The sequence below is a fragment of the Pseudomonas sp. GW456-L12 genome, from assembly GCF_059424045.1.
In genome coordinates, this window is sequence record NZ_JBWKZA010000011.1 from 1 (window position 1) to 22,441 (window position 22,441).

At 66.8% G+C, this 22,441-nt stretch carries 22 protein-coding genes; 16 read left to right on the plus strand and 6 right to left on the minus strand.

The features are described from left to right. Positions 1-69 precede the first annotated feature (69 nt). The 3 genes from AC07Y9_RS15835 to AC07Y9_RS15845 form a co-directional block, all read right to left on the minus strand. Complete coding sequence (locus AC07Y9_RS15835) at positions 70-783, minus strand: ABC transporter ATP-binding protein (protein WP_102680875.1); 714 nt, start codon at positions 781-783, stop codon at positions 70-72. Positions 784-801: 18 nt separating this feature from the next. Next, complete coding sequence (locus AC07Y9_RS15840; protein WP_102680876.1) at positions 802-1,650, minus strand: ABC transporter permease; 849 nt, start codon at positions 1,648-1,650, stop codon at positions 802-804. Between the two features lie 64 nt (positions 1,651-1,714). Further along, entirely contained in the window at positions 1,715-2,719 is a 1,005-nt protein-coding gene (locus tag AC07Y9_RS15845) for an aliphatic sulfonate ABC transporter substrate-binding protein (RefSeq protein WP_087090833.1), read from the minus strand. Between the two features lie 335 nt (positions 2,720-3,054). On the opposite strand from AC07Y9_RS15845, the gene AC07Y9_RS15850 reads away from it, so the two are divergent. Continuing rightward, complete coding sequence (locus AC07Y9_RS15850; protein WP_087090835.1) at positions 3,055-4,002, plus strand: ABC transporter substrate-binding protein; 948 nt, start codon at positions 3,055-3,057, stop codon at positions 4,000-4,002. A gap of 36 nt (positions 4,003-4,038) precedes the next feature. Here the strand turns inward: AC07Y9_RS15850 and AC07Y9_RS15855 are convergent, their stop codons facing one another. Then, complete coding sequence (locus tag AC07Y9_RS15855; RefSeq protein ID WP_087090837.1) at positions 4,039-4,962, minus strand: AraC family transcriptional regulator; 924 nt, start codon at positions 4,960-4,962, stop codon at positions 4,039-4,041. Positions 4,963-5,066: 104 nt separating this feature from the next. Between AC07Y9_RS15855 and AC07Y9_RS15860 the strand changes: the two genes are divergently transcribed. The 9 genes from AC07Y9_RS15860 to AC07Y9_RS15900 all read left to right on the plus strand — a co-directional run bounded on the left by AC07Y9_RS15860 (position 5,067) and on the right by AC07Y9_RS15900 (position 12,951). Then, positions 5,067-5,627 carry a carboxymuconolactone decarboxylase family protein gene (locus tag AC07Y9_RS15860; RefSeq protein WP_087090839.1) on the plus strand — a complete coding sequence of 187 codons (561 nt, stop codon included), beginning with the start codon at positions 5,067-5,069 and terminating at the stop codon, positions 5,625-5,627. Between the two features lie 62 nt (positions 5,628-5,689). Beyond that, positions 5,690-6,760 carry an acyl-CoA dehydrogenase family protein gene (locus AC07Y9_RS15865; protein WP_007929039.1) on the plus strand — a complete coding sequence of 357 codons (1,071 nt, stop codon included), beginning with the start codon at positions 5,690-5,692 and terminating at the stop codon, positions 6,758-6,760. Then, positions 6,757-7,572, plus strand: a complete 816-nt coding sequence (locus AC07Y9_RS15870) for an ABC transporter ATP-binding protein (protein ID WP_087090841.1) — start codon at positions 6,757-6,759, stop codon at positions 7,570-7,572. The genes AC07Y9_RS15865 and AC07Y9_RS15870 overlap by 4 nt, the downstream gene beginning before the upstream one ends. Positions 7,573-7,751: 179 nt before the next feature. Further along, entirely contained in the window at positions 7,752-8,951 is a 1,200-nt protein-coding gene (locus AC07Y9_RS15875; RefSeq protein ID WP_087090843.1) for an ABC transporter substrate-binding protein, read from the plus strand. Further along, positions 8,951-9,718 carry an ABC transporter permease gene (locus AC07Y9_RS15880; RefSeq protein WP_102680877.1) on the plus strand — a complete coding sequence of 256 codons (768 nt, stop codon included), beginning with the start codon at positions 8,951-8,953 and terminating at the stop codon, positions 9,716-9,718. Before AC07Y9_RS15875 ends, AC07Y9_RS15880 begins: the two co-directional genes overlap by 1 nt. 132 nt (positions 9,719-9,850) lie before the next feature. Beyond that, the gene (locus AC07Y9_RS15885) at positions 9,851-10,741 is read left to right on the plus strand and encodes a universal stress protein (protein ID WP_102680878.1); all 891 of its coding nucleotides are present in this window, start codon (positions 9,851-9,853) and stop codon (positions 10,739-10,741) included. 23 nt (positions 10,742-10,764) lie between these two features. Next, complete coding sequence (locus tag AC07Y9_RS15890) at positions 10,765-11,451, plus strand: phosphoribosyltransferase (protein WP_102680879.1); 687 nt, start codon at positions 10,765-10,767, stop codon at positions 11,449-11,451. Positions 11,452-11,608: 157 nt separating this feature from the next. Beyond that, positions 11,609-12,508, plus strand: coding sequence for a polysaccharide deacetylase family protein (locus tag AC07Y9_RS15895; RefSeq protein ID WP_102680880.1), 900 nt, complete (start codon positions 11,609-11,611; stop codon positions 12,506-12,508). A gap of 194 nt (positions 12,509-12,702) precedes the next feature. Continuing rightward, positions 12,703-12,951 carry a hypothetical protein gene (locus AC07Y9_RS15900; RefSeq protein WP_053261337.1) on the plus strand — a complete coding sequence of 83 codons (249 nt, stop codon included), beginning with the start codon at positions 12,703-12,705 and terminating at the stop codon, positions 12,949-12,951. Positions 12,952-13,019: 68 nt separating this feature from the next. On the opposite strand, the gene AC07Y9_RS15905 is transcribed toward AC07Y9_RS15900, so the two are convergent. Both AC07Y9_RS15905 and AC07Y9_RS15910 read right to left on the minus strand, forming a co-directional pair. Next, positions 13,020-13,745 carry a cupin domain-containing protein gene (locus AC07Y9_RS15905; RefSeq protein ID WP_102680881.1) on the minus strand — a complete coding sequence of 242 codons (726 nt, stop codon included), beginning with the start codon at positions 13,743-13,745 and terminating at the stop codon, positions 13,020-13,022. Between the two features lie 64 nt (positions 13,746-13,809). Further along, positions 13,810-14,667 carry a GNAT family N-acetyltransferase gene (locus AC07Y9_RS15910; protein WP_102680882.1) on the minus strand — a complete coding sequence of 286 codons (858 nt, stop codon included), beginning with the start codon at positions 14,665-14,667 and terminating at the stop codon, positions 13,810-13,812. 255 nt (positions 14,668-14,922) lie between these two features. Between AC07Y9_RS15910 and AC07Y9_RS15915 the strand changes: the two genes are divergently transcribed. From AC07Y9_RS15915 to AC07Y9_RS15940, 6 genes are all read left to right on the plus strand, one after another. Next, positions 14,923-16,395: an aldehyde dehydrogenase family protein gene (locus AC07Y9_RS15915; protein WP_102680883.1), complete on the plus strand. Its 1,473-nt coding sequence runs from the start codon at positions 14,923-14,925 to the stop codon at positions 16,393-16,395. A 452-nt stretch (positions 16,396-16,847) separates the two neighbouring features. Further along, positions 16,848-17,516, plus strand: coding sequence for a haloacid dehalogenase type II (locus AC07Y9_RS15920; protein ID WP_062825965.1), 669 nt, complete (start codon positions 16,848-16,850; stop codon positions 17,514-17,516). A gap of 42 nt (positions 17,517-17,558) precedes the next feature. Continuing rightward, complete coding sequence (locus tag AC07Y9_RS15925; protein WP_102680884.1) at positions 17,559-18,836, plus strand: NAD(P)/FAD-dependent oxidoreductase; 1,278 nt, start codon at positions 17,559-17,561, stop codon at positions 18,834-18,836. An 89-nt stretch (positions 18,837-18,925) separates the two neighbouring features. Continuing rightward, a complete protein-coding gene (locus tag AC07Y9_RS15930; RefSeq protein WP_102680885.1) occupies positions 18,926-20,563 on the plus strand; it encodes an ABC transporter substrate-binding protein in 1,638 nt (545 codons plus the stop codon). 48 nt (positions 20,564-20,611) lie between these two features. Beyond that, positions 20,612-21,568, plus strand: coding sequence for an ABC transporter permease (locus AC07Y9_RS15935; RefSeq protein ID WP_053261330.1), 957 nt, complete (start codon positions 20,612-20,614; stop codon positions 21,566-21,568). Next, positions 21,565-22,440 carry an ABC transporter permease gene (locus AC07Y9_RS15940; protein ID WP_102680886.1) on the plus strand — a complete coding sequence of 292 codons (876 nt, stop codon included), beginning with the start codon at positions 21,565-21,567 and terminating at the stop codon, positions 22,438-22,440. Before AC07Y9_RS15935 ends, AC07Y9_RS15940 begins: the two co-directional genes overlap by 4 nt. The last annotated feature ends 1 nt before the right edge of the window (position 22,441 follow it).

Here is a 22,441-nt window from a genome sequence, read left to right on the forward strand (position 1 = left end):
CCATAAATACTGATTATTTATTTATTAATTCCTTTGTGTTCTTAAGTGCGGGGCCGTGGCAAAGCCTGCTCAAATCACATGGGTCTTGTGCAATTCGGTCAGGGCCAACGCCTTGAGGCGGGCCAGCAGCGGGTCGCGGCGGTCCCGCGGGTGGCTCAGTTGCACCGCCAGTTCCTGGCGAATACGGCTGGGGCGGTTGTCCATCACCAGCACCCGGTCGCTGAGGTACAGCGCCTCGTCGACATCGTGGGTCACCAGCAGCAGGGCGATGGCGTGACGCTCGGCCAGTTGCAGCAGCAGGTCCTGCAGTTTCATCCGGGTAAAGGCGTCCACCGCGCTGAAGGGCTCGTCGAGCAACAGCACCTGCGGCCGCGCGTACAGGCCGCGGGCGATCGCCACCCGCTGCGCCATGCCGCCGGACAGCGCCTTGGGCAGGGCCTGGGCAAAACCCGCAAGGCCGACTTCGTCGATCAGTTGCGCGACCCAGGCGCGGTCGTAATGCTCGTCGTCGCCAAAGCCGATGTTCTGTTCCACCGTCAGCCAGGGCATCAGCCGCGGTTCCTGGAAGACAAAGGCCAGGCGCTCGGTATGGCTGCGCAGTTGCCCCTGAAAGTCCTTCTCCAGGCCGGCGACGATGCGCAGCAGGGTGCTTTTGCCGCAGCCGCTGGGGCCCAGCAGGCTCACGGTTTCCCGCGGTTGCAGTTGCAGGTGGATATCGTGGAGGACGGTGGTGGCGGCGAAAGTCTTGCGCTCCACGTGGATGTCCAGCAGGGCTTGGGGCATGGCTCGATCCTCTGTGCGTTAGTCGTTGCTGCCTTGGCCATTGAAGGTGTCGCGCCAGGCCAGGAAGCGCTTTTCCAGGCCGGCGAGGATGCCGTCGCTGAGCTTGCCCAGCACCGCGAGGACGATGATCGCCGCCAGCACAATGTCCGGCCGCGAGGTTTCCCGGCCGTCGCTGAGCAGATAACCCAGGCCCTTGGTGGCGGCGATCAGTTCGGCGGCCACCAGGAACATCCAGGCCAGGCTCATGCCGCTGCGCAAGCCAGTGAACAGGCCGGGCAGGGCGGCCGGCAGGAGAATCCGCCGCACCAGCCGGCGTCGGCCGAAACCGTACATGTGGCCGACCTCCACCAGCTTGCGGTCGATATCGCGAATCGCCGCCACGCCATTGAGGTACACCGGGAAGAAGGCGCCGATGGCGATCAGCACCACCTTCGAAGTTTCGTCGATGCCCAGCCACAGCAGGAGCAACGGCACCCAGGCCAGGCTGGGGATCGAACGCAGGCCGGCGAAGGTCGGCTCCAGGTAGGCTTCGGCCTCCCGGCTCAGGCCGACCCAGGCGGCGAAGACCAGCGCCAGGCCGGCGCCGATGGCAAAGCCCAGCAGCACCCGCAGCAGGCTGGCGCCGATGTGCTTCCACAACGCGCCTTCGGCCAGGTCGCCGAGGGTCAGGGCGATCTCGCTGGGGGCCGGCATCTGGTACGACGGCAGCCAGCCGATGCGCACCACGATTTCCAGCAGCAGGATGATCACTACCGGCAGGGCCAGGCCCTTGAGGCGCAGGCGCCAGCGGGCGGGGTTGAAGCCTGGGAGTTTGCCCGGCGCGGACAGGGCCAGGCGGGTCGAGAGGTCGTTGCTGTCGCTGCTCATGGCGATTCTCCGGCAACGCCGAATCCGCGCCAGGCGCGGACTCGGTCATCGCCTGGGTGGTGGGTTATTGACGGGCCACGGCCTGCTTGACCCCGGTGTCGAGCAACTGGTCGATCACCTGGTCCACGTTGACTCCGCGGCGCACCAGTTCCTCGGACACCAGGATCGGCGCGGCGGCCTTGGAGGCCAGCACATCCTCGGCGCTCAACCGCGGGTTGCCCAGGTCGGTGCGCGACAGTTGCAGCCGGGCCACTTCCAGCGGCAGGCCGGATTCATCGGCCAGCAGCCTGGCCAGCTCGTCCGGGTGCTTGACCGACCATTCGCGGGCCTGCTCATAGGCGGCGAGCACGCTGGCGATGGTCTGCGGATGCTCCTTGGCGTATTGCTCGGTGACGCTGAGCACGCCGTAGCTGTTGAAAGCAGTGTTGCGGTACAGCAGGCGCGACCCGGCCTGTACTTCGCTGGCCGCCATATGCGGATCGAGGCCGGCCCAGGCGTCGACGTCGCCTTTTTCCAGGGCGGTGCGACCGTCGGGGTGCTGCAGGTGCACCAGTTCCACATCGTCTTTTTTCAGCCCGGCCTGTTGCAGGCTGCGCAGGGTGAACAGGTAGGGATCGGTGCCCTTGGTGGCGGCGATCTTCTTGCCCTTGAGGTCGGCGACGGTCTGGTACGGCGAATCCTTGCGCACCACCAGGGCGGTCCATTCGGCGCGGCTGTAGACATACACCGACTTGATCGGGCTGCCGTTGGCCCGGCTCAGCACCGCCGCCAGGCTGGCGGACGAGGCGAAGTCGACGCCGCCGCTGTTGAGGTATTCCAGGGAGCGGTTGCTGCCCTGGCTGAGGACCCAGCCGACCTTGGTCTGGGGCAGGGCCTTTTCGAGAAAGCCGAAGTGCTTGAGCACCAGGCTGACCGGCGAGTAATAGGCGTAGTCCAGGTGCACTTCGGCCGGCGGGCTTTCCGCGGCCTGGGCCAGGGGTTGCAGGCTCGAACTCAGGAACAGTGCAAGGGCGCAGGCGCTGAGCAGGTATCTGGCGCGGGCCAGGGGGAAGCGCAAGACGGGTTTCATGGATGGCTCCGGACAAGGCGGCGAGAGGGCAATGTTGTTATTTCCGCTCCTTATTTCAAAAGTCGCGGAAGTCAGGAATAAATCCTGCCGGAAAGGAATATTGCAGGCTCTGTGCCATAGCCGGGGAAGGGCGGTTTCAAGGTGTTCCAACAGGAAAAAAGCCTCTGGCGATGTTGCCTGGCCGACAGTCTGTTGCCGCGCTGTTTCTCCACCAACAGCCCCGCTTGCGGATGCCAGAGCTGCTATGAGCTTATGCATTAACAGAATTTCAAAATCGGATTCTAAGAGCGTTATGTTCTAGAAAATCCGCTTTTCCAATCATCCAGGAATTTCCCATGACGCTCTCCCGACGCTTGCGCCGTCTGCTCTTCAGTACCCTGTTCGCGGCGCCCCTGGCCCAGTCCGCCGAGCCGCTGGTGCTGCAGGTCGGCGACCAGAACTACTACAACGTAAGAGCCTCGGTGGAGGCCTCGGGAGTGCTCGAAGGCGCGCCCTACCAGGTCGACTGGAAACACTTCCAGGCCGCCGCGCCCCTGGCCGAGGCGCTGAACACCGGCGCCCTGGACCTGGGCTTTCTCGGCGATTCGGGCTTTCTGTTCCTCGCCGCGAAGCAAGCGCCGGTGAAGCTGATCGGCGTCTCGCGGCAGAACCCGGACACCATCGCCTTGCTGGTGCCCAAGGATTCGCCGGTGAAGACCATCGCCGACCTCAAGGGCAAGAAAGTCGCCTACTGGCCCGGCGCCTGGAGCCAGCAACTGACCCTGCGCGCCCTGGAGCAGGCCGGCCTGCCGGAGGACCATGTCGAGTTCATCAAGCTGATGCCGATCGACGCCGCCGCGGCCTTGCCCCAGGGCAGTATCGACGCCTTCCCGGTGTGGGAACCCTATATCTCGCAGCAGATCCTGTTCTCCGGCGCGCGGCCGATCCTCACCGCGAAGAACCTGATGCCCGGCCTCAGCGCCATCGCCGCCTCGACCCCGGCCATCGACAACAAGCGCGCCGCCATCGCCGACTTCCTCGGCCGCCTGAAGCTGGCCCGGGCCTGGGTCGACAGCCACACCGACCAGTACGCCGACCTGTGGGCGAAAAAGGCCAACCTCGACCCGAACGTCTCGCGCCATTGGCTGCGCCAGGCGCACATGAGCGTCGGCCCGGTGGACCCGCAGGCCGCCGCCGACCTGCAAAGCACCGCGGACTTCCTGTTCAAGGTCAAGGCGCTGCCGGCGCCCTTGGCCACCGCGACTGTTGTCGACACTTCCTTTACCCAGGCCCTGAGCCAGTGACGCCTTGCCGGGGGCAGGTCACAGGCCCCGGCGCATTCAACGCCCTTCGTGCTGGCGCCGATAAGCCCCCGGCTGCACGCCCACGGCCTTGGCGAAGGCGCGGGTAAAGGCCGCGACCGATTGATAACCCACTGCCGCGCCGACCTGTTCCACGGTGTGGTTGGCCTTGAGCAACTGGCAGGCATGGCGCATGCGCAGCGCCAGCAGGACCTGGCCCGGGGATTGCCCGGCCAGTTCGTTGAAGCGCTTGAAGAAGGCCGAGCGCGACAGCCCGGTACAGGCCGCCATGCTTTCCAGGGGCCAGGGTTGTTCGGGGTGTTCGATCAACTGTTCCAGCAGCGCCGCGAAAGCCGGGTGCCGGGCCAGCGCCACCAGCCCGCCGAGGCCTTGGTTGTCGGCCACCTGCTGGCGCAACACATAGAGGAACAGCAGATGGCTCAGGCGCTCCAGCAGCGCCGAGGAGGGCGCGGGCGTGCGCTGGCACTCTTGCAGGATCAGCTCGAACAGGGCCCGCGCCGCACTCAGGGACGGGTCGCCGGCGCGCAGCACGATCCAGTCCGGCAGGCCGTCGATGATCAGCGACGACAGCCCGGACTTGAAATGAAAGAAGCCGCAGACCAGGCCCACGCCATCCTCGGCCTGATCTTGTGCGTGAGCGTCGAGCGCCTGCATGGCCCTGCGTGGCAGTTCAAGGGCGGCGCCATGCGCTTGGGCGCTGGACAGGCGATAGTCCAGGTCGCGCAGCAGGAACAGCGCATCCCCGGCATTCAGGCGCTGGGCCGGCTCCTGGCCCTCGATGTGCAGCCAACAATGGCCCTGCACGATCAGGTGGAAGCTGGCCCGGGCCAGGCCGTGGGTGCTGGCGTGCCAGCCGCCGCAGTAGCGGCCGACATGGAACAGGCTGGCGTCGAGTTCGAGGCTTTCTAATAACCAATCAACCAGTGGGCTGGACGAAATCATCTAATGGAAACACTCAGGAGCAAGTAATCGCTACTTTAGAATATGGATCGGAATTCTTATAACCAACAGACTGGCCGGACACCAACACAGCAGGAGTCCACCGCATGTCGCGCATCACTCTACACAGCCTGCAAAGCGCTCCCGAAGCGGCCCGGCCGTTTTTGCAGAACGCCCAGAACAACTCGGGGTTCATCCCCAATCTGCTGGGCATCCTGGCCAATGCCCCGGCGGCGCTGGAGACCTACGTTACGGTATCGGCGCTCAATGGCAAGGCCGAGCTGAGCCTGGCCGAACGGGAGGTGGTGCAACTGGTGGCTGCCACCACCCACGGTTGCGATTTCTGTGTGGCCGGGCACACTGCGGTGGCGCAGAACAAGGCCAAACTGCCGGACGAAGTGATCAGCGCGTTGCGTGAGCAAAGCCCGGTGCCGGAGGAAAAACTGCAGGCATTGGCTGCCTTCGCCGCCGAGGTGATCGCCACCCGCGGCAATGTCAGCGAGCCGACGTTCGCGGCGTTCAAGGCCGCCGGCTACAGCGAGGGCAATGCCCTGGAAGTGATACTCGGGGTGAGCCTGGCGACCCTATGCAATTTCGCCAACGTGTTCGCCCGCACGCCGCTGAACCCGGAACTGGCCAAGTACCGCTGGCAAGCGCCGCAGCAATGATGCAGCGGCTGGATTCAAGGCACGGCCGTTTGGCCGGTGCCGCGTAAAAAGGAGAAAACCACATGCTCAATCCCGCATTCAGTCAATGGCTGGACGCCGAGGCCCAGGCCCTGGATCTGGGCCACTGCGACCCACAGCAGGTGCTGGCGCGGCTGGCCGAGGCGCAGGTGCTGCGCATCGGCATTCCGGCCGGGCAGGGCGGTAGCGACGGCGACCTGGGCGACGCCGTGGAGGCGGTGGCCGCGGTGGCCAGCCGTTCCCTGGCGGCGGCCTTTGTGTTCTGGGGCCAGCGGGCCTTTATCGAATACCTGCTGCACAGCCCCAACGCGGCCTTGCGCGAACGTCTGTTGCCGGACTTGCTCAGCGGCGAACTGGCGGGGGCCACCGGGCTGTCGAACGCCATGAAGTTCCTCTCCGGCATCGAGGCCCTGCAAGTCCGCGCGCAGCCACGGGCTGGTGGTTGGAATCTGAACGGGCGCCTGCACTGGGTGACCAATCTGCGCAAAAGCGGTTTTGTGGTGGCCGCGGCCATCGAGCACGAGCAGGGCGGCGCGCCCTTTATCCTGGCGATCCCCGCGGGCCTGGCCGGCTTGCAACGTTCCGAGGACCTGCAACTGATGGGCTTGCAGTCGAGCAACACCGCGGCGCTGGAACTGCAACAGGTCGAGGTCGGCCACGACTGGTTGCTGCACGAGGATGCCAAGGCCTTTCTGCCAGCGGTGCGCCCGGCATTTCTCGGCCTGCAATGCGGCATGGCCATCGGCCTGGCGCGGCGCGCGCTGGATGAAGTGCAGACGCACCTGCACAGCGGGCGTTCGATTCTTCGCGAGCCGTTGCAGGAGCAACGCCAGCAGTTGGAGGAGAGCGTCGCCGAGCTCAAGCGCGGCTTGCTGGAGGGGCGTTTCCTGACCCAGCCCGCAGCGCTGTTCCGGCTGCGCATCGCCCTGGCCGAAGCTGCCGCCAATGCCGTGCAGCTGGAGTTGCAGGCCAGTGGCGGCAAGGCCTACCTGAGCGAGCATGGCGGCGGTTTTGCCCGGCGCTGGCGCGAGTCGGCCTTCGTGCCGATCGTCACGCCGAGCCTGGTGCAGTTGCGCGCCGAGTTGCAGCGCCAGGCCCGGGACGCGGCGGCATGAGCGCGGCCTTGCTCGAAGCCCGGCAGATCAGCCTCGGCTACCCCGGTGAAGCAGGCTGGCAAGCGGTGCTGGAAGGCTTCGACTTGCGCTTGCAGCCAGGGGAGGTGGTGTCGATCCTCGGTCCCAGCGGCGTCGGCAAGTCCAGCCTGTTGCGGGTCCTGGCCGGCTTGCAGGCGCCCCACAGTGGTAGCGTCAGCCTGCTGGGCCAGACGCTGGACGGGCCGCATCCACGGGTGGCCGTGGCGTTCCAGGACCCCAGCCTGCTGCCCTGGCTGAACCTGGAACACAACGTCGCCTTCGGCCTCGACTTCGCTCGCCAGCCGGCGCTGGACGCCCGGCAGCGCCAGGCGCGGATCGACCAGGCGATCGCCGAGGTCGGCCTGCAGCATGCCCGCGGGCACTACCCGGCGCAGCTGTCCGGCGGCATGGCCCAGCGCACCGCGCTGGCCCGTTGCCTGGCGCGCCAGCCACAGGTGCTGTTGCTCGACGAACCCTTCGGCGCGCTGGACGAAGTGACCCGCGCCGACATGCAGCAACTGCTGCTCAAGGTGATTGCCGAGCACCGCACCGCGGCGCTGTTGATCACCCACGACATCGACGAAGCCCTGCTGCTTTCCGACCGAATCCTGCTACTGGGTAACAGCCCGGCGCGGACCCTCGGCGAGTGGCGCATCGACCTGCCTCAGCCGCGCGCCGAGCTGGTGGAAGAACTGGGCGCCCTGCGTATCGAGATTCTCAAAACCCTTCGGCGGGCGAGCCGCGCTGCACAACCCCAAGCCTTGCTGCCTCAGCCCGCACCTCTGTCTCTGTAGGAGCGAAGCTTGCTCGCGATAAAAATGTCAGTGCGGCGCAGGGTCCCAGACACCCCGTCAGCGTTGAGGTCATTCGCGAGCAAGCTTCGCTCCTACATAAGAGCCGGACGAGCCGGATGAGCCGCAAAAGGCGGTAATGGCCGGGTTCAACCCCTTGCCCGAATGATCGGAGATACACCATGTGCCTGGATGACTTCACCCACAGCCGTCGCGACTTCCTCAAACTCAGCGCCTTGCTCACCGCCGGCGGCGCCTTACCGTTGCTCAATAGCCTGCAGGCCCGCGCCGCCGCGGAGCCGGACGCGCCGGTGCGCATCGGCTACCTGCCGATCACCGACGCCACGCCCTTGCTGGTGGCCCATAACAATGGCCTGTTCGAGGCCGAGGGCATCCGCTCCGAGCGCCCGGTGCTGCTGCGCAGTTGGGCGCAGGTGATCGAGGCGTTCATTTCCGGGCAGGTCAATGTGATCCACCTGCTGTCACCGATGACCGTCTGGGCCCGCTATGGCAGCCGGGTGCCGGCCAAGGTGGTGGCCTGGAACCACGTCGGCGGCTCCGGCCTGACCGTGGCGCCGGGCATCACCGAGGTCCGGCAGCTGGGCGGGCAGGCGCTGGCGATTCCGTTCTGGTACTCGATCCACAACGTGGTGGTGCAGCAACTGTTGCGCGACAACGGCCTGACCCCGGTCAGCCGGCCAGCCAGCAGCCCGCTGGCGGCCAACGAGGTCAACCTGCTGGTGCTGCCGCCGTCGGACATGCCGCCGGCCCTGGCCAGCAAGCGCATCGCCGGCTACATAGTCGCCGAACCCTTCAACGCCCTGGCCGAGGAACTCAAGGTCGGCCGGGTGCAGCGCTTTACCGGGGATATCTGGCGCAACCACGCCTGCTGCGTGGTGTTCATGCACGAGCAGGATTTGAATAACCGCCCCGAATGGTCGCAGAAGGTGGTCAATGCCATCGTCAAGGCGCAGCTGTGGACCCGCGACCACCGCGCCGAGGCCGCCAGTCTGCTGTCCCGCGACGGCGCCAACCGCTACACCCCGCATGCGCCCCAGGTGCTGAGCCGGGTCCTGGCGCCGAGTGCCAGCGAACGCCAGCAGTACCTGGCCGACGGCGCGATCCAGCACGCCCAGTGGGACGAGCAGCGCATCGATTTCCAGCCGTACCCGTTCCCCAGCTACACCGAGGAACTGGTCAAGCGCCTCAAGGACACCCTGATCGAAGGCGACAAGGGCTTCTTGGCCAGCCTCGACCCGCAACACACCGCCCGCGATCTGGTGGACGAGCGCTTCGTGCGCAACGCCATCGCGTCGGTCGGCGGGCTCAAGGCATTCGGCTTGCCCGACAGCTTCGAACGCAGCGAGGAGTTCAGCCTCTGATGGCCAAGCGATCCGCATCGAACCTGCACGGGCTGCTGGGCGTGGCGGGGCTGCTGGGCCTGCTGCTGTTGTGGTGGCTGGGGGTGCGCCTGTTTGGCAGCGCCGACGGGCTGGCGGCGCGCTTTTCGCCGGCGGCGGCCCTGGCCAGCCTGCTGGAACTGCTGGGCCGCGCCGAGCTGTACGAGCATGTGCTGGTCAGCCTCAAGCGCATCCTGGTCGGCCTGGCGCTGGCCTTGCTGGTGGGCGTGCCCCTGGGCCTGCTGATCGGCAGCTACCGCCATCTGGAGGCGGCCACCACCCCGGCGTTCCAGTTCCTGCGGATGATCTCGCCGCTGTCGTGGATGCCGGTGGTGGTGATGCTGATGGGGGTAGGGGACCAGCCGATCTACTTCCTGCTGGCCTTCGCCGCGGTCTGGCCGATCCTGCTCAATACCGCGGCCGGGGTGCGCCAGCTCGACCCGCGCTGGCTGCAACTGAGCCGCAGCCTCAGCGCCACCCGCTGGGAAACCCTGCGCAAGGTGATCCTGCCCGGGGTGCTGGGCCATGTGCTGACCGGCGTGCGCCTGGCCATCGGCATACTGTGGATCGTCCTGGTGCCTTGCGAAATGCTCGGGGTCAGCGCCGGCCTGGGTTATTTCATCCTCGATACCCGCGACCGCCTGGCCTATTCGGAACTGATGGCCATGGTCCTGCTGATCGGCGCCCTGGGCTTTGCCCTGGACAGCCTGGCCCGTGGTCTGCACCGGCGCTGGACGCACTTGCCGTAACGCCGCGACGGGCGCATTGTCAGTGGGAAGTCTGAAGTCATGCTGGCGTTCGATCCGGCGTTGACGCACTGGCGTATAGAGAAGCGGGCGCCGGTGGCCGGCGTGGGCGTCCAGCCTATCTGGAGGTGCGCCATGAGCCAGTATCAACGCTTGTTGCTGGTCATCGACCCGGCAATGCGCCAGTCCCCCGCGATCCCGCGTGCCGCTGCCCTGGCCAAGGCCAGCGGGGCGAGCCTGCATATCGCGGCCTTGCTGAAACCGGCGTCGATTCTTTCCCTGTTCGAGCACAACGTGCGCAATGAAGCGCGCGAACGTTACCGCCTGGGGCACCAGGAATGGTTGCAGGAGGAGGTGCATCGCCTGCGTGGCCATGGTGTCACGGTCAACGGCGAGGTGACCTGGGCCGACGACCTGCTGGAGGAAATCCTGCAGCACGTCGCGGAAATCCAGCCCGACCTGCTGATCAAGGACGTGCAGCACGAACCGGCGCTTAAACGCGCCTTTCTCACGCCGATGGACTGGCACCTGCTGCGCCAGTGCCCGGTACCGCTGTACCTGATGGGCCGCCACGGCCATACGTTGCCGCAAATGGTGGTCGCGGCGGTCGACCCGTCACGGCCGGAGTACCAGCACAACGGGCTCAACGACCGGATCATCCACGAAGCCAACAGCCTGGCCCTGCAATGCGATGCCGAGCTGCACCTGCTGCACGCCTATGACGTGTCGTCGGTCTACCTGGGCGATGCCGGAGGCGGTGGCCTGGTGCTGGCGGACCTGACCCGGGAACTGCGGGTGACCCTGGAAAAAGCCTTCCTGGAACTGGCCGAGCGTTATGGCGTGCCCGAGGAACGCCGGCATTTCATCCTCGGACAACCGGTCACCGTGCTGGCCAACTTCGTCACCGAGAACCAGGCCGATGTGCTGGTCATGGGCCGCGTGCATCGCCAGGGCCTGGAGAAACTGGTGGGCAGCACCACCGAGCACGCGCTGTATCAGGTGCCCTGCAGCCTGCTGGCGCTGTAGCCGGGCGCCTTGGGAGGTGAGACATGAGCGAATATCCGTCATTGCAGATGACCCTGCGCAACCGTCAGGCGGCCGGGCAAGGGCTGGTCGCGCCGTTGCAGAAATACAGTCGCCGGCCCGAGGTGATCGTGCTGGCGTTGCCCCGGGGCGGGGTACCGGTGGCCTGGGAAATCGCCCGGGCCCTGGAGGTGCGGCTGGACCTGATGCTGGTGCGCAAGCTTGGCGTGCCCGGCCATGAAGAACTGGCAATGGGCGCCATCGCCAGCGGTGGTATCCGCATCCTCAATCAGGACGTCCTGGGCAGCCATCACCTCGGTGATGCCGCGCTGCAAGCGGTGACCATACGGGAAACCCAGGAGTTGCAGCGCCGCGAACGGGTCTACCGTGGCGACCGGGCCGCGCCCGACCTGCGTGACCAGGTGGTGATCCTGGTGGACGACGGGCTGGCCACCGGCGCCTCGATGCACGCCGCGGTACAGGCGGCGCGCCTGCAGCACCCGGCGCGGATCGTGGTGGCCGTGCCCCTGGCGCCGCAGGAAACCGTCGACACCCTGAGTTTCGAGGTCGACGAGCTGATCTGCCCGATCACGCCCCTGTGGTTCGTGTCGATCGGCAATGGTTACGCGGACTTTGCCCAGACCTCGGACGAGGAGGTGATCGACCTGTTGCAGCGCGCCTGGCAGCGGCCCTGCGAAGGCGGTTCGGCATGAAGGCCCGGGCTGCCTGAACGCGGGCGCTCCGGAACCAAAACCGCTGTTGCCCCTCCAAGCTGTGCCCGGCGCTGCGCGCAGGCCGGGCGAGGGATCCATGGGCGAGGGATTTTTGCCATTGAGGTGACGACCGCAACGGTCCGGCACAGGGCAAAACATGAAACAAGGCTTCAAGCTTATCTGTGCAGTGTTGCTCGCCGCTGGCCTGGGCGGTTGCATCGCTGCCCCCATCGAAATGACCGCGCAGACCGAGCAACGCCTGCGCGCCCAGGCGCCGATCCGCTTTCTGTTGACCTTCGACGACGGTCCCAGCGCTTCCAGCTTCTACAACCCGACCGAACGGGTGCTCGACGACCTGCTCGACAATCCACTGCAACCGGCGATCAAGGCGGTGTTCTTCGTCCAGACCCGGGCCTCGCGAGCCGGCGGCAGCGACATAGGGCAGCGGATAATGGCCCGCGAGCACACCGAGGGCCATGTGCTGGGCTTTCATACCGCCACGCCGAGGCACACCAACCATCGCTCGCTCGACCCACCGGAACTGGAGGCGTCCCTGAACGACGGCAGCGCCGATATCGCGCTGATCACCGGTGTGCCGCCGAACCTGGTGCGTCCGCCATTCTGGAACTACGACAAGCGCACCTTCGCCGCCTACCAACGGCATGGCCTGCATGTGTTGCTCACCGACCTCAGCGCCAACGACGGCAAGGTCTGGGGCTTCAACGCCAGCCCACGGCGCCGGGCCAATATGCTGCGCCAGCTGTCGGAAGTGCGCGAACGCATTGCCCTGGGCCAGTTGCCCACGGTGGACGGAGTGATCCCGGTGGTGGTGACCTTCCACGACCTCAATCGCTACACCGCCCGCCACACCCGGGAATACCTGCAGATCCTGCTCGACAGCGCCCAGGCCACTGGCCTTGCGACCGCGCCCAAGCCGTTCTACGACGATACCGCGGCGCTGCAACGGGCGGTCATGGCCCGTACCGTCACCAACAGCGAACAGCCGGTGCGGTTGCCGGGGCTGTGGAACTGGCTGTGGGACAGGAATTCCCATTGAGCAGGCGTGACCGTTCGCATTGGACACGACATGACCGTCGGTCCGCCAGTGCCTCGCCAGGATCGAATAAAACGCTGGTTTTACAGTCACATGGGTGGTTGCAGGCGCCGGCGCCGCCGGTTCGCACAGGGCCCGCTGCGTTGCCGGGCTGCTTTGCCAACCCATCGTTCTGACCCAGGTTCTAGGACACTTCCATGAAGCGACTCGCGACACTCACCCTGACCCTTTGCTCCACGCTGCTGCTGGGTGGCTGCTACCCCCATTGGGACGACGGCCGACGCTACGATCGCGACCATGACGGTTGGCGCGACCACAGCCGTTATGACCGCGACTACTACCGCGACCGCGATCGTGACGACGACCGTTACGACCGCCGCTACGACCGGCGGGACAAGGACGGGCGCTATCGTCGCGACCGTGACGATGACGACGATGATGATTGAGTCGCCGGGCGCTTTTCGCCCGACCTGATAACGGCGCCCGAGGGCGCCGTTGTCGTGTGTGCCGGGCGTTACTTCACCGCATAGAACTTGCGCACATAGGCCGTGCTGTGCCACGCGCAGGGCGTGCCCTGGGCAACGAACAGCGTAGCGCCGGGGCCGGCGCTCAGGCGGCTGCCGTCCGCGCCCTCGAGGGTCACGCTGCCTTCCACCAGGTGCATCAGTTCATTGAGCTTGTGCGGCCGGCCATGGCGGCGGTACGGCGTGGAATCCCAGACCCCGATCCGCAGGTTGCTGGCGTCGTCCTCGAAGGCGTTGCGCGAGCGGCATTGCGGTTCCGCGCCGATCAGGATCTGCGGCTCGGGAGCCGCCGAGGGCGAGAGCATGGCCCGCGGGTCGAGCAGCGTCAGGCCCGGTTCGGCGCCCGCCGCGGCACGGTTCACCGCGCAGAAGGCCCAGAGCGTGCCGGGCTCGGCCTCGAGCTTGAAGGCGCTGCCGCGGCCGATCACCACGCTGGCGCCCGGGGCCAGTTCCAGGGCCTGTTCCCCAGACGGCTCGGCGCTGTCGAGCAACACCTTGCCGGCGTGCACCACGAGCATTTCGATGTGGGGGAAATCCTCGCTGGCAAAACGTCCGCTGGTGCGCACGACACCGGCGGCAATGCCGTCGCTGCCGTTATAGGCAACCAGCCGATCGGCGCCGAAGGGGTCGTCACTGCCCAGGGCAGCAGGGGTGAACAGGCTGGCGTCGAAGCGGCCGTCGGCGCCTGCCAGCAGCAAAGCGGCGGGTGTGGACATGTAAAGGACTCTCTGGGGGTGTTGGAAAAAGGCGCCGCGACCCAGGGGCTCGCGGCGTTGTGGGTCAACCGATGGCCTGGGTCACCAGGGCGAACTGGCGCACATTGCCGAGCGCCCGGGGCGGGGTGCCGCGGGCCATCTGCGCGACCTGGTCGACCTGTTTCAGGCCGGCGCTTTCCAGCCATTCGGCCAGGCCGCAGTCGGCCGGAATATCGATGCGCACGAAAGCATCGGCAACCTTGCTCAGCAGGCTGGCGATCATCTGCCGGGCCTGCTCGGCGGTTTCCGCGACCACCGGGCCGATGCAGCGGCCACGGCCGAACGGCCGCAGCAGGGCGAAGGCGCGCAACTGGCCGTCGCGTTCGATGCCGACGCCATGCTCGACCACCGCGAACAGGTCTTCCAGCACCTGCTGGCGGTCCAGGCCGCTGCCGGCGTTGGCCAGGCTCAACTGGCGCAGGCGGTCGGCCTTGCGTAGCGGCCGGCAGCTTTCACCGGCGGGCAGGGCGCCCACCTCCGGCACCCGTACCTGGCCCTGATGCTGCTGGATCACGCCGAACTCGACGAAACCCTGGCTGGCATACAGCGGCGCGCCGGCCAGGGTGGCGTTGAGGATCGGCGTGCGCGACTCGCAGGCGTGCAGGGCTTTTTCCATCAGGGCCCGGCCGATGCCCTGGCCCTGGTAGTCGCCGCTGACGATCACCAGGCCGATGGTGGCGTAGTCCCCCTGCAGGCAGGCGAAGGCACTGCCGATCAGGCGCTCGCCGTCCTCCACCACGAAGCCCTGGCCGACCCGCTGCAACATCGCCCAGTCTTCCAGGCGATGGGGCCACTTCAATTGCACGGACAAGGCGTGGGCCGCCGGCAAGTCGGCGACTGTCATCGGGCGGTACACATAAGCGGGGCGAGGGGTGGCGGACATGGCAAGACTCCGTGAAAAAGATAAGCGCGATCGTCGGCGATGCGCCTGTATCCCATCTGCGATCACGCCTGGCAAGAGCCCCGCGGCGATTCGGCAGAATCCCTAAAAGACCGGCCGGCAGACCACAGTAACTACTTAAAAGGGGCCCAAGGTCGGCAGCAAATGCTTGGGTTTTTTTCCTAGGATGGAGGCCTGGTTTTTACCGGCCGGGCCGGCCTTCGCCGACCTTATTGCCGCCTTCAAGTGGAGTGCTCCATGGATAGTTTCGATCCTCGTCTTGTCGCTGTGCGCAGCGCTCATTTCATCGCCGGCCAGTACCGCGACGCCGCGCCCGGGCTGGAGGTCTCGCGGCCGTCGGACGGCCAGGCCTACGGGCAGTTGCCGATCGCCGACGCCGGGCTGGTGGACGAGGCGGTGAACAACGCCTGGCAGGCATTCGCCCGCTCCGACTGGGCCAGCCGTCCGCCCCGGGAGCGGGCGCGGGTGATGCGGCGCTGGGCCGACCTGGTGGAAGCCGACGCGGCGATCCTGGCGCCGCTGGAGGCGGTGGGTTCGACTCGGCCGCACCAGGATGTGATCGGCTGGGACATTCCCTATGTCGCCGAAGGCATCCGCTTTTTCGCCGAGCTGGCGGACAAGCACGGCGGTTCGCTGGCCGCCACCCAGACCGACCGCCTGGGCATGCAGATCGCCGAACCCTACGGGGTGATCGCCGCCATCGCGCCGTGGAACTTCCCGCTGAGCATGGCCTCGTGGAAAGTCGCGCCGGCCCTGGCCGCCGGTAACGCGGTGGTGCTCAAACCGTCGGAGCTGACGCCGTTTTCCAGCCTGCGGTTCGCCGAACTGGCGCTGCAAGCCGGGGTTCCGGCGGGCATCTTCAACGTGGTGCAGGGCGACGGCCGGGTCACCGGCGATGCCCTGTGTCGCCATCCGCGGGTGGCCAAGGTGACCTTCACCGGCTCCACCGCCACGGGGTCGAGCATCATGTCCACCTGCGCCCTGGTCGGCCCCAAGCCGGTGACCCTGGAACTGGGCGGCAAGAGCCCGCAACTGGTGTTCGCCGACGTGCCGGACCTCGCCAGGACCGCGCGCACCGTGGCCATGGCCATTACCGGCAATGCCGGGCAGGTGTGCGTCTCCGGCTCGCGGCTGCTGATCGAGCGCTCGATCATGCAGCCCTTCGTCGAGCACCTGCGGGCGTACTTCGAACAATTGCGCCCGGGCCCGACCTGGTCGTCGGCCAGCACGCTGTCGCCGATCATTTCCCGGCAGCAGGCGAACCGCATCGACGGCATCGTCCAGCGTTCGCGCCAGGCCGGCGCCGAGGTGCTCTGCGGCGGCGGGCTGTTCGACGGCCTGGGCGGCGCCTATTACCAGCCGACCCTGCTGACCGGCCTGGACAATCGCAACCCGGCGGTCTGCGAGGAGATCTTCGGGCCGGTGCTGACGGTGCAGGCCTTCGACGACGAAGCCGAGGCCCTGGCCCTGGCCGAGCATGCCACCTACGGCCTGGCCGCCGGAGTACACACCGCCGACATCAACCGCGCCCTGCGCCTGGTCCGGCGCCTGGAAGCCGGCACGGTGTGGGTCAACCGCTACGGGCGCAGCAACGACTACATCCTGCCCACCGGCGGCTACAAGCGCTCCGGCATCGGCAAGGACCTGGGACGCGAAGCCTTCGAGGCCAACCTGCGCTTCAAGAGCGTGCTGATCGATATCGCCGGCTGAAAACCGTGATTGGCGGGGGCGGGTGAGTGGGGCGGTACGAAGTATGCATTGAACCTGCCGGCGCGGCCGCAGGCCGGCCGCCACCGGTTGGGGATCGACCGGCAGACACTCTGTGATTCAGCGAAACGGGCGCTTCCAGACGGGGGCGCCCGTTTTCGTTGGGGCCGGCGCAGGTTCTGCGGCGACCGGGCCCGGACTTGAGCCCCGGCGGCCGGCAAAGGTCCATAAAAGCGCATGAATACGGGCTTTGCCCAAGGCTGGCGCGCCCCGCAAAGTCTGCTGAGGGCACCCCGAAAAACGGTGGTTTGTATCGAGCAACCCGCGCTTTTAACGCCATCTGCTGATTTCACGGTGTTGTAATGAAGCTGTGATTGCAACGCTGCATCAGGGCTCCGGCAGCCGCGCTCTTGCGTGTCACGCCATGACCTCAACGAACTTCAGGACCGCACTCAATGAGCTTTCTTCGTCCCAAATTCATTACGTTCGACTGCTACGGTACGCTGACCAACTTCCACATGGGCACCATGACCCGCGAGCTGTTCGCCGACCGCGTCGGCCCTGAACAGATGGACCAGTTCGTCAAGGACTTCTCGGCCTACCGCCTGGACCAGGTCATGGGCGACTGGAAACCCTACGACGAGATCCTCAAGACCGCGCTGGCGCGGACCTGCAAGCGCTGGGGCGTCGAGTACCGCGGCGAAGGCCAGCTGTACTACGACGCCGTGCCGACCTGGGGCCCCCATCCGGACGTGCCGGCCGGGCTGTCGAAGATCGCCGACAAGATCCCCCTGGTGATCTTCTCCAATGCCAGCGACAGCCAGATCATGTCCAACGTCGACAAGCTCGGCGCGCCGTTCCACAAGGTCTTCACCGCCGAACAGGCCCAGGCCTACAAGCCACGCCTGGCGGCCTTCGAGTTCATGCTCGACAACCTCGGCTGCGGCCCGCAAGACATCCTGCATGTGTCCTCCAGCTTCCGTTACGACCTGATGCCGGCCCATGACATGAAGATCAAGCACAAGGCTTTTGTCGCCCGTGGCCACGAACAGCCGGCCAACGCCATCTACGGCTACCAGCAGATCCCGGACATCGGCGGCCTGGCTGGGCTGGTCGGGCTCTGATCGGTCATGGGCGTTCTTCAAGGCAGGGTCAGGGAGTCAGGCATGGGCAGTGAATCCTATTGGCTCGACAGTGCGCCGGCCTTCACCGGGGCACAGAGCGGCGCGCTGCCGGACAGCGTCGATGTGGCGATCGTCGGTGGCGGTTTCACCGGGCTGTCCGCGGCCCGCGCGCTGGCCATGAAGGGCGCCCGGGTGGTGGTGCTGGAAGCCGGCCGGGTGATCGGCGAAGCCTCCGGGCGCAACGGCGGCCAGTGCAACACTGGGGTGGCCCAGGATTACGCCGCCCTCAGCGCCAGCCTCGGCGCCGAACGCGCGCGGACCTATTACCAGGCCTATGAGCGGGCGGTGCAGAGCGTGGTGGCGCTGGTGGAGCAGGAGGGCATCGGTTGCGACCTCAAGCGCAACGGCAAGCTCAAGCTGGCGGCCAAGCCCCTGCATTACGAAGGGTTGGCGCGCACCTGCGAGCTGATCCGCCGCGAGGTCGATGCCGATGTCGAGCTACTGTCCGCCGAGCAGGTGCGCGGCGAAGTCGATTCCGCCGGTTTTCACGGCGGCCTGTTGCAGCGCAACGGCGTGCAGATGCACGTCGGGCGCTTCGGCATCGGTCTGGCGCACGCCGCGGCGCGCCATGGCGCGCTGATCTACCAGGACTGCGCGGTCCAAGGCTGGCAGGGCAACAGTGGCGGCTACCGGCTCGACACCGCGCGCGGTTCGTTGCAGGCGCGGCAGATTCTGCTGGCCACCGGTGCCTGCCAGCATGGCGACCTCGGCTGGTACCGGCGGCGCATCGTGCCGGTGGGCAGCTTCGTGGTGACCACCGAGGTGCTGCCGCAGGCCCTGGTCGAGCGGCTGCTGCCGCAGCAGCGCTCCTATGTCACCAGCCGCACCATCGGCAACTACTTCCGCCTGACCCCGGATAACCGCCTGCTGTTCGGCGGCCGGGCGCGCTTCGCCATGTCCAGCCCCAGTTCCGATGCCAAGAGCGGCAAGGTGCTGCAGGCGGCCATGGTGCAGATGTTCCCGCAACTGGCCGGGGTCGCTATCGACTACTGCTGGGGCGGGCTGGTGGACATGACCAGCGACCGGCTGCCCCGGGCCGGCGAACGCAACGGCATCTACCACGCCATGGGCTACAGCGGCCATGGCGTGCAGATGTCGGTACACATGGGCCAGGTCATGGCCGAGGTCATGGACGGCGCCAATCCATCCCTCAACCCCTGGCAAGACCTGGCATGGCCGGCGATCCCCGGGCACTTCGGCAAGCCCTGGTTCCTGCCGCTGGTAGGGGCTTACTACCGCTTCCAGGACTATCTGCACTGAGTTTGCTTCACCGTCGTTTTGCGTTTCCAGGACGCTCCGGTCAACCGCGAGCACTCGAGCCTTCTCATTATTCGACAGGTAGAACTGCTATGACTGACAACAAAGTCGATCCGCAACTGATTTCCGGCGAAGAAAGCCTGCGGGTTTTCGAAGGCCTGAACCGTGGCATGTCCCGCCGCAGCGCCTTGCGCATGCTCGGCGTGGCCGGTGTCGCCGCCGCGGGCGCCGGCAGCCTGTTCGGCAGTGCCGGCACCTTGCTCGCCAGCGAAAGCGCGGCGCCAGCCAAGGGCAAGCCGGGCGGGCGCATCCGCGTCGCCGGGATGTCCAGTTCCACCGCCGACACCCTTGACCCGGCCAAGGGCGCGCTGTCCACCGACTATGTGCGGCACTTCATGTTCTACAACGGCCTGACCCGCTTCGACAGCCACCTGGTGCCGCAGCTGGAACTGGCCGAGCGCATCGACAATACCGACGCCACGTTGTGGATCATTACCCTGCGCAAGGACGTGACCTTCCACAACGGCAAGGGCTTGACCGCCGCCGACGTGGTGTTCTCGCTGTCGCGGCACAAGGACCCGGCCACCGGTTCCAAGGTCATGCCGCTGATGGAGCAGTTCGCCGAGATCAAGGCCACCGGCACCCATGAGGTGCAGATCCGCCTCAAGGCGCCGAACGCCGAGCTGCCGTCGATCCTCGCGGTCTCGCACCTGCTGATCGTGCCCGAAGGCACCACCGACTTCAGCCAGGGCATCGGCACCGGGCCGTTCAAGGTCAAGGAGTTCAAGCCGGGCGTGCGCTCGGTCTCCGCGCGCAACCCGAACTACTGGAAGCCGGGCCTGCCGTACCTGGACGAGATCGAGTTCATCGCCATCGCCGACGAGCCGTCGCGGGTCAACGCCTTGCTCTCCGGGGACGTGAACCTGATCAACGAAGTCAACCCGCGTTCCACCGCGCGCATCGCCGCCAGCGCCGGGCACCGGGTGGTGGACGCGCCGTCGGGCAACTACACCGACCTGATCATTCGCCAGGACCAGCTGCCCGGCCAGAGCCCGGAATTCACCCAGGCGCTGAAGCACCTGCTGGACCGCGAACAGGTCAAGTCCGCGGTGTTCCGTGGCTACGCCGTGGTCGGCAACGACCACCCGATCGCCCCGGGTTCGCGTTACTACAACGCCGACCTGCCGCAGACCCCGTACGACCCGGAAAAGGCCCGTTTCCTGCTGAAAAAGGCCGGCATGGAGAAGGTCAGCATGCCGCTGGTGGCCTCGCCGGCCGCCACCGGTTCGGTGGACATCGCCGTGCTCTTGCAGCAGTCGGCCAAGCAGGCCGGGCTGACCCTCAACGTCAACCGCCTGCCCAGCGACGGCTACTGGTCCAACCACTGGATGAAGCACCCGCTGAGCTTCGGCAACATCAACCCGCGGCCGAACGCCGACGTGATCTTCTCGCAGTTCTTCCAGTCCAGCGCGCCATGGAACGAGTCGGGCTGGAAGAACGAGCAGTTCGACCAGTTGCTGATGCTGGCCCGCGGCGAAACCGACGACGCCAAGCGCAGCAGGATGTACGCCGACATGCAGACCCTGGTGCACGACCACTGCGGCATCGGCATCCCGGTGTTCATCAGCAACATCGACGGGGTCGACCAGCGCATCAAGGGCTATGGCAGCAACCCCCTGGGCGGCTTCATGGGCTACATGTTCGCCGAGCAGGTGTGGCTGGACGCGTGAGGGGCGAAAGCGGGTTCCGTCGGGGCTGCAAGGCAGGAGGGAAGGGCGATGAATAGCAACACACTGTGGTTGATCGGGCGGCGCATGGGCGCCGCGGTCGTGACCTTGTTGATCGTGTCCATGGTGGTGTTCGCCATCACCGCGGTGCTGCCGGGGGACGCGGCGCAACAGGCCCTGGGGCAGTTCGCCACGCCGGAACAGGTGGCGGCGCTGCGCCTGAAACTGGGCCTGGACCAGCCCGGTGTGGTGCGTTACCTGCACTGGCTGCTCAGCCTGCTGGCCGGCGACATGGGCACCTCGGTGTCCAACGCCATGCCGGTCAGCGAGCTGATGGCCGGACGGGTGCCCAACACCCTGATGCTGGCGGCGGTGACCGCGGTGGTCTCGGTGCCGCTGGCGCTGACCCTGGGCATCGGCTCGGCCATGGGCCGCGGCGGGCGCCTGGACAGCTTCCTGAGCTTCATCACCCTGGCCCTGGTGGCGGTGCCGGAGTTCCTGGTGGCGACCCTGGCGGTGCTGGTGTTCGCGGTGAACCTGGGCTGGCTGTCGGCCTTGTCCTACGCCAGCGAAACCCATTCGCCGCTGCAGTTCCTGCGCACCTACGCCTTGCCGGTGATGACCCTGTGCTTCGTCATCGTCGCGCAAATGGCGCGCATGACCCGCGCCGCGGTGATCGATCAGCTCGACAGCCCCTACGTGGAAATGGCCCGGCTCAAGGGCGTCAGCCCGGTGCGCATCGTGCTGCGCCACGCCTTGCCCAACGCCATCGGGCCGATCGCCAACGCGGTGGCGCTGAGCCTGTCGTACCTGCTGGGCGGGGTGGTGATCGTCGAGACCATCTTCAACTATCCCGGGATCGCCAGCCTGATGGTCGACGCGGTGACCAACCGCGACATGGCGCTGGTGCAGGCCTGCACCATGCTGTTCTGCACGGCCTACCTGGGCTTGGTGCTGATTGCCGACCTGTGCGCGATTCTTTCCAATCCGAGGCTGAGAAACCAATGACCAATCTCATGGTGAAGTCGACGCCGGCCACGCCCGACCTGGCGCTGGGCAAGGTGTCCCACGGGCCGTCCTGGCTCGGCCTGACCGGGGCCGCGATGTGTGTGCTGTGGCTGCTGGTGGCGCTGTTCGGCCCCTGGCTGGCGCCGCACCCGGTGGGCGAAGTGGTGTCCGCCAATGTGTTCGACGCCATGGGCGCGGCCTATCCGTTCGGCACCGATTACCTGGGCCGCGACATGCTCAGCCGGGTGCTGGTGGGCGCGCGGTTCACCGTCGGCCTGGCGCTGATTTCCGCGGTCCTGGCCAGCGGCCTGGGCACCGCCTGCGCCTTGCTCTCGGTGGTCGCGCCGAAATGGCTGGATGAAGTCATCAGCCGCCTGATGGACGCCTTTATCTCCATCCCCAGCAAGATGCTGGCGCTGATCATGGTCTCGGCCTTCGGCTCCTCGGTGCTGCTGCTGGTGTGCACCGCGGTGCTGAGCTTCACCCCCGGGGCGTTCCGTATCGCCCGCAGCCTGGCGGTGAATATCGAAGCCCTGGAGTACGTGCAGGTGGCCCGCACCCGCGGCGAGCGCCGGCTGTACATCGCCTGCGTGGAGATCCTGCCGAACATGCTCAACCCGGTGCTCACCGACCTTGGCCTGCGCTTCGGCTTCATCGTCCTGCTGCTCAGCGGCATGAGCTTCCTTGGCCTGGGCGTGCAGCCGCCGGACGCCGACCTCGGTTCGCTGGTGCGCGAGAACATCGGCGGCCTGAACCAGGGCGCGCCGGCCATCGTCATCCCGGCGCTGGCCATCGGCACCCTGACCATTGGCGTGAACCTGTTCATCGACAGGATCTCGTCGCGCCGCAGCCGCCGTCCGGGAGGTCATTGAG

Bases quoted from the DNA above. Each gene is read 5' to 3' on its own strand.
- AC07Y9_RS15850 (WP_087090835.1), top strand. From the start codon at position 3,055: ATGACGCTCTCCCGACGCTTGCGCCGTCTGCTCTTCAGTACCCTGTTC.
- AC07Y9_RS15885 (WP_102680878.1), top strand. From the start codon at position 9,851: ATGAGCCAGTATCAACGCTTGTTGCTGGTCATCGACCCGGCAATGCGC.
- AC07Y9_RS15905 (WP_102680881.1), bottom strand. From the start codon at position 13,745: ATGTCCACACCCGCCGCTTTGCTGCTGGCAGGCGCCGACGGCCGCTTC.
- AC07Y9_RS15845 (WP_087090833.1), bottom strand. From the start codon at position 2,719: ATGAAACCCGTCTTGCGCTTCCCCCTGGCCCGCGCCAGATACCTGCTC.
- AC07Y9_RS15900 (WP_053261337.1), top strand. From the start codon at position 12,703: ATGAAGCGACTCGCGACACTCACCCTGACCCTTTGCTCCACGCTGCTG.
- AC07Y9_RS15925 (WP_102680884.1), top strand. From the start codon at position 17,559: ATGGGCAGTGAATCCTATTGGCTCGACAGTGCGCCGGCCTTCACCGGG.
- AC07Y9_RS15920 (WP_062825965.1), top strand. From the start codon at position 16,848: ATGAGCTTTCTTCGTCCCAAATTCATTACGTTCGACTGCTACGGTACG.
- AC07Y9_RS15930 (WP_102680885.1), top strand. From the start codon at position 18,926: ATGACTGACAACAAAGTCGATCCGCAACTGATTTCCGGCGAAGAAAGC.
- AC07Y9_RS15890 (WP_102680879.1), top strand. From the start codon at position 10,765: ATGAGCGAATATCCGTCATTGCAGATGACCCTGCGCAACCGTCAGGCG.
- AC07Y9_RS15915 (WP_102680883.1), top strand. From the start codon at position 14,923: ATGGATAGTTTCGATCCTCGTCTTGTCGCTGTGCGCAGCGCTCATTTC.
- AC07Y9_RS15855 (WP_087090837.1), bottom strand. From the start codon at position 4,962: ATGATTTCGTCCAGCCCACTGGTTGATTGGTTATTAGAAAGCCTCGAA.
- AC07Y9_RS15895 (WP_102680880.1), top strand. From the start codon at position 11,609: ATGAAACAAGGCTTCAAGCTTATCTGTGCAGTGTTGCTCGCCGCTGGC.
- AC07Y9_RS15910 (WP_102680882.1), bottom strand. From the start codon at position 14,667: ATGTCCGCCACCCCTCGCCCCGCTTATGTGTACCGCCCGATGACAGTC.
- AC07Y9_RS15860 (WP_087090839.1), top strand. From the start codon at position 5,067: ATGTCGCGCATCACTCTACACAGCCTGCAAAGCGCTCCCGAAGCGGCC.
- AC07Y9_RS15835 (WP_102680875.1), bottom strand. From the start codon at position 783: ATGCCCCAAGCCCTGCTGGACATCCACGTGGAGCGCAAGACTTTCGCC.
- AC07Y9_RS15880 (WP_102680877.1), top strand. From the start codon at position 8,951: ATGGCCAAGCGATCCGCATCGAACCTGCACGGGCTGCTGGGCGTGGCG.
- AC07Y9_RS15875 (WP_087090843.1), top strand. From the start codon at position 7,752: ATGTGCCTGGATGACTTCACCCACAGCCGTCGCGACTTCCTCAAACTC.
- AC07Y9_RS15935 (WP_053261330.1), top strand. From the start codon at position 20,612: ATGAATAGCAACACACTGTGGTTGATCGGGCGGCGCATGGGCGCCGCG.
- AC07Y9_RS15940 (WP_102680886.1), top strand. From the start codon at position 21,565: ATGACCAATCTCATGGTGAAGTCGACGCCGGCCACGCCCGACCTGGCG.
- AC07Y9_RS15865 (WP_007929039.1), top strand. From the start codon at position 5,690: ATGCTCAATCCCGCATTCAGTCAATGGCTGGACGCCGAGGCCCAGGCC.
- AC07Y9_RS15840 (WP_102680876.1), bottom strand. From the start codon at position 1,650: ATGAGCAGCGACAGCAACGACCTCTCGACCCGCCTGGCCCTGTCCGCG.
- AC07Y9_RS15870 (WP_087090841.1), top strand. From the start codon at position 6,757: ATGAGCGCGGCCTTGCTCGAAGCCCGGCAGATCAGCCTCGGCTACCCC.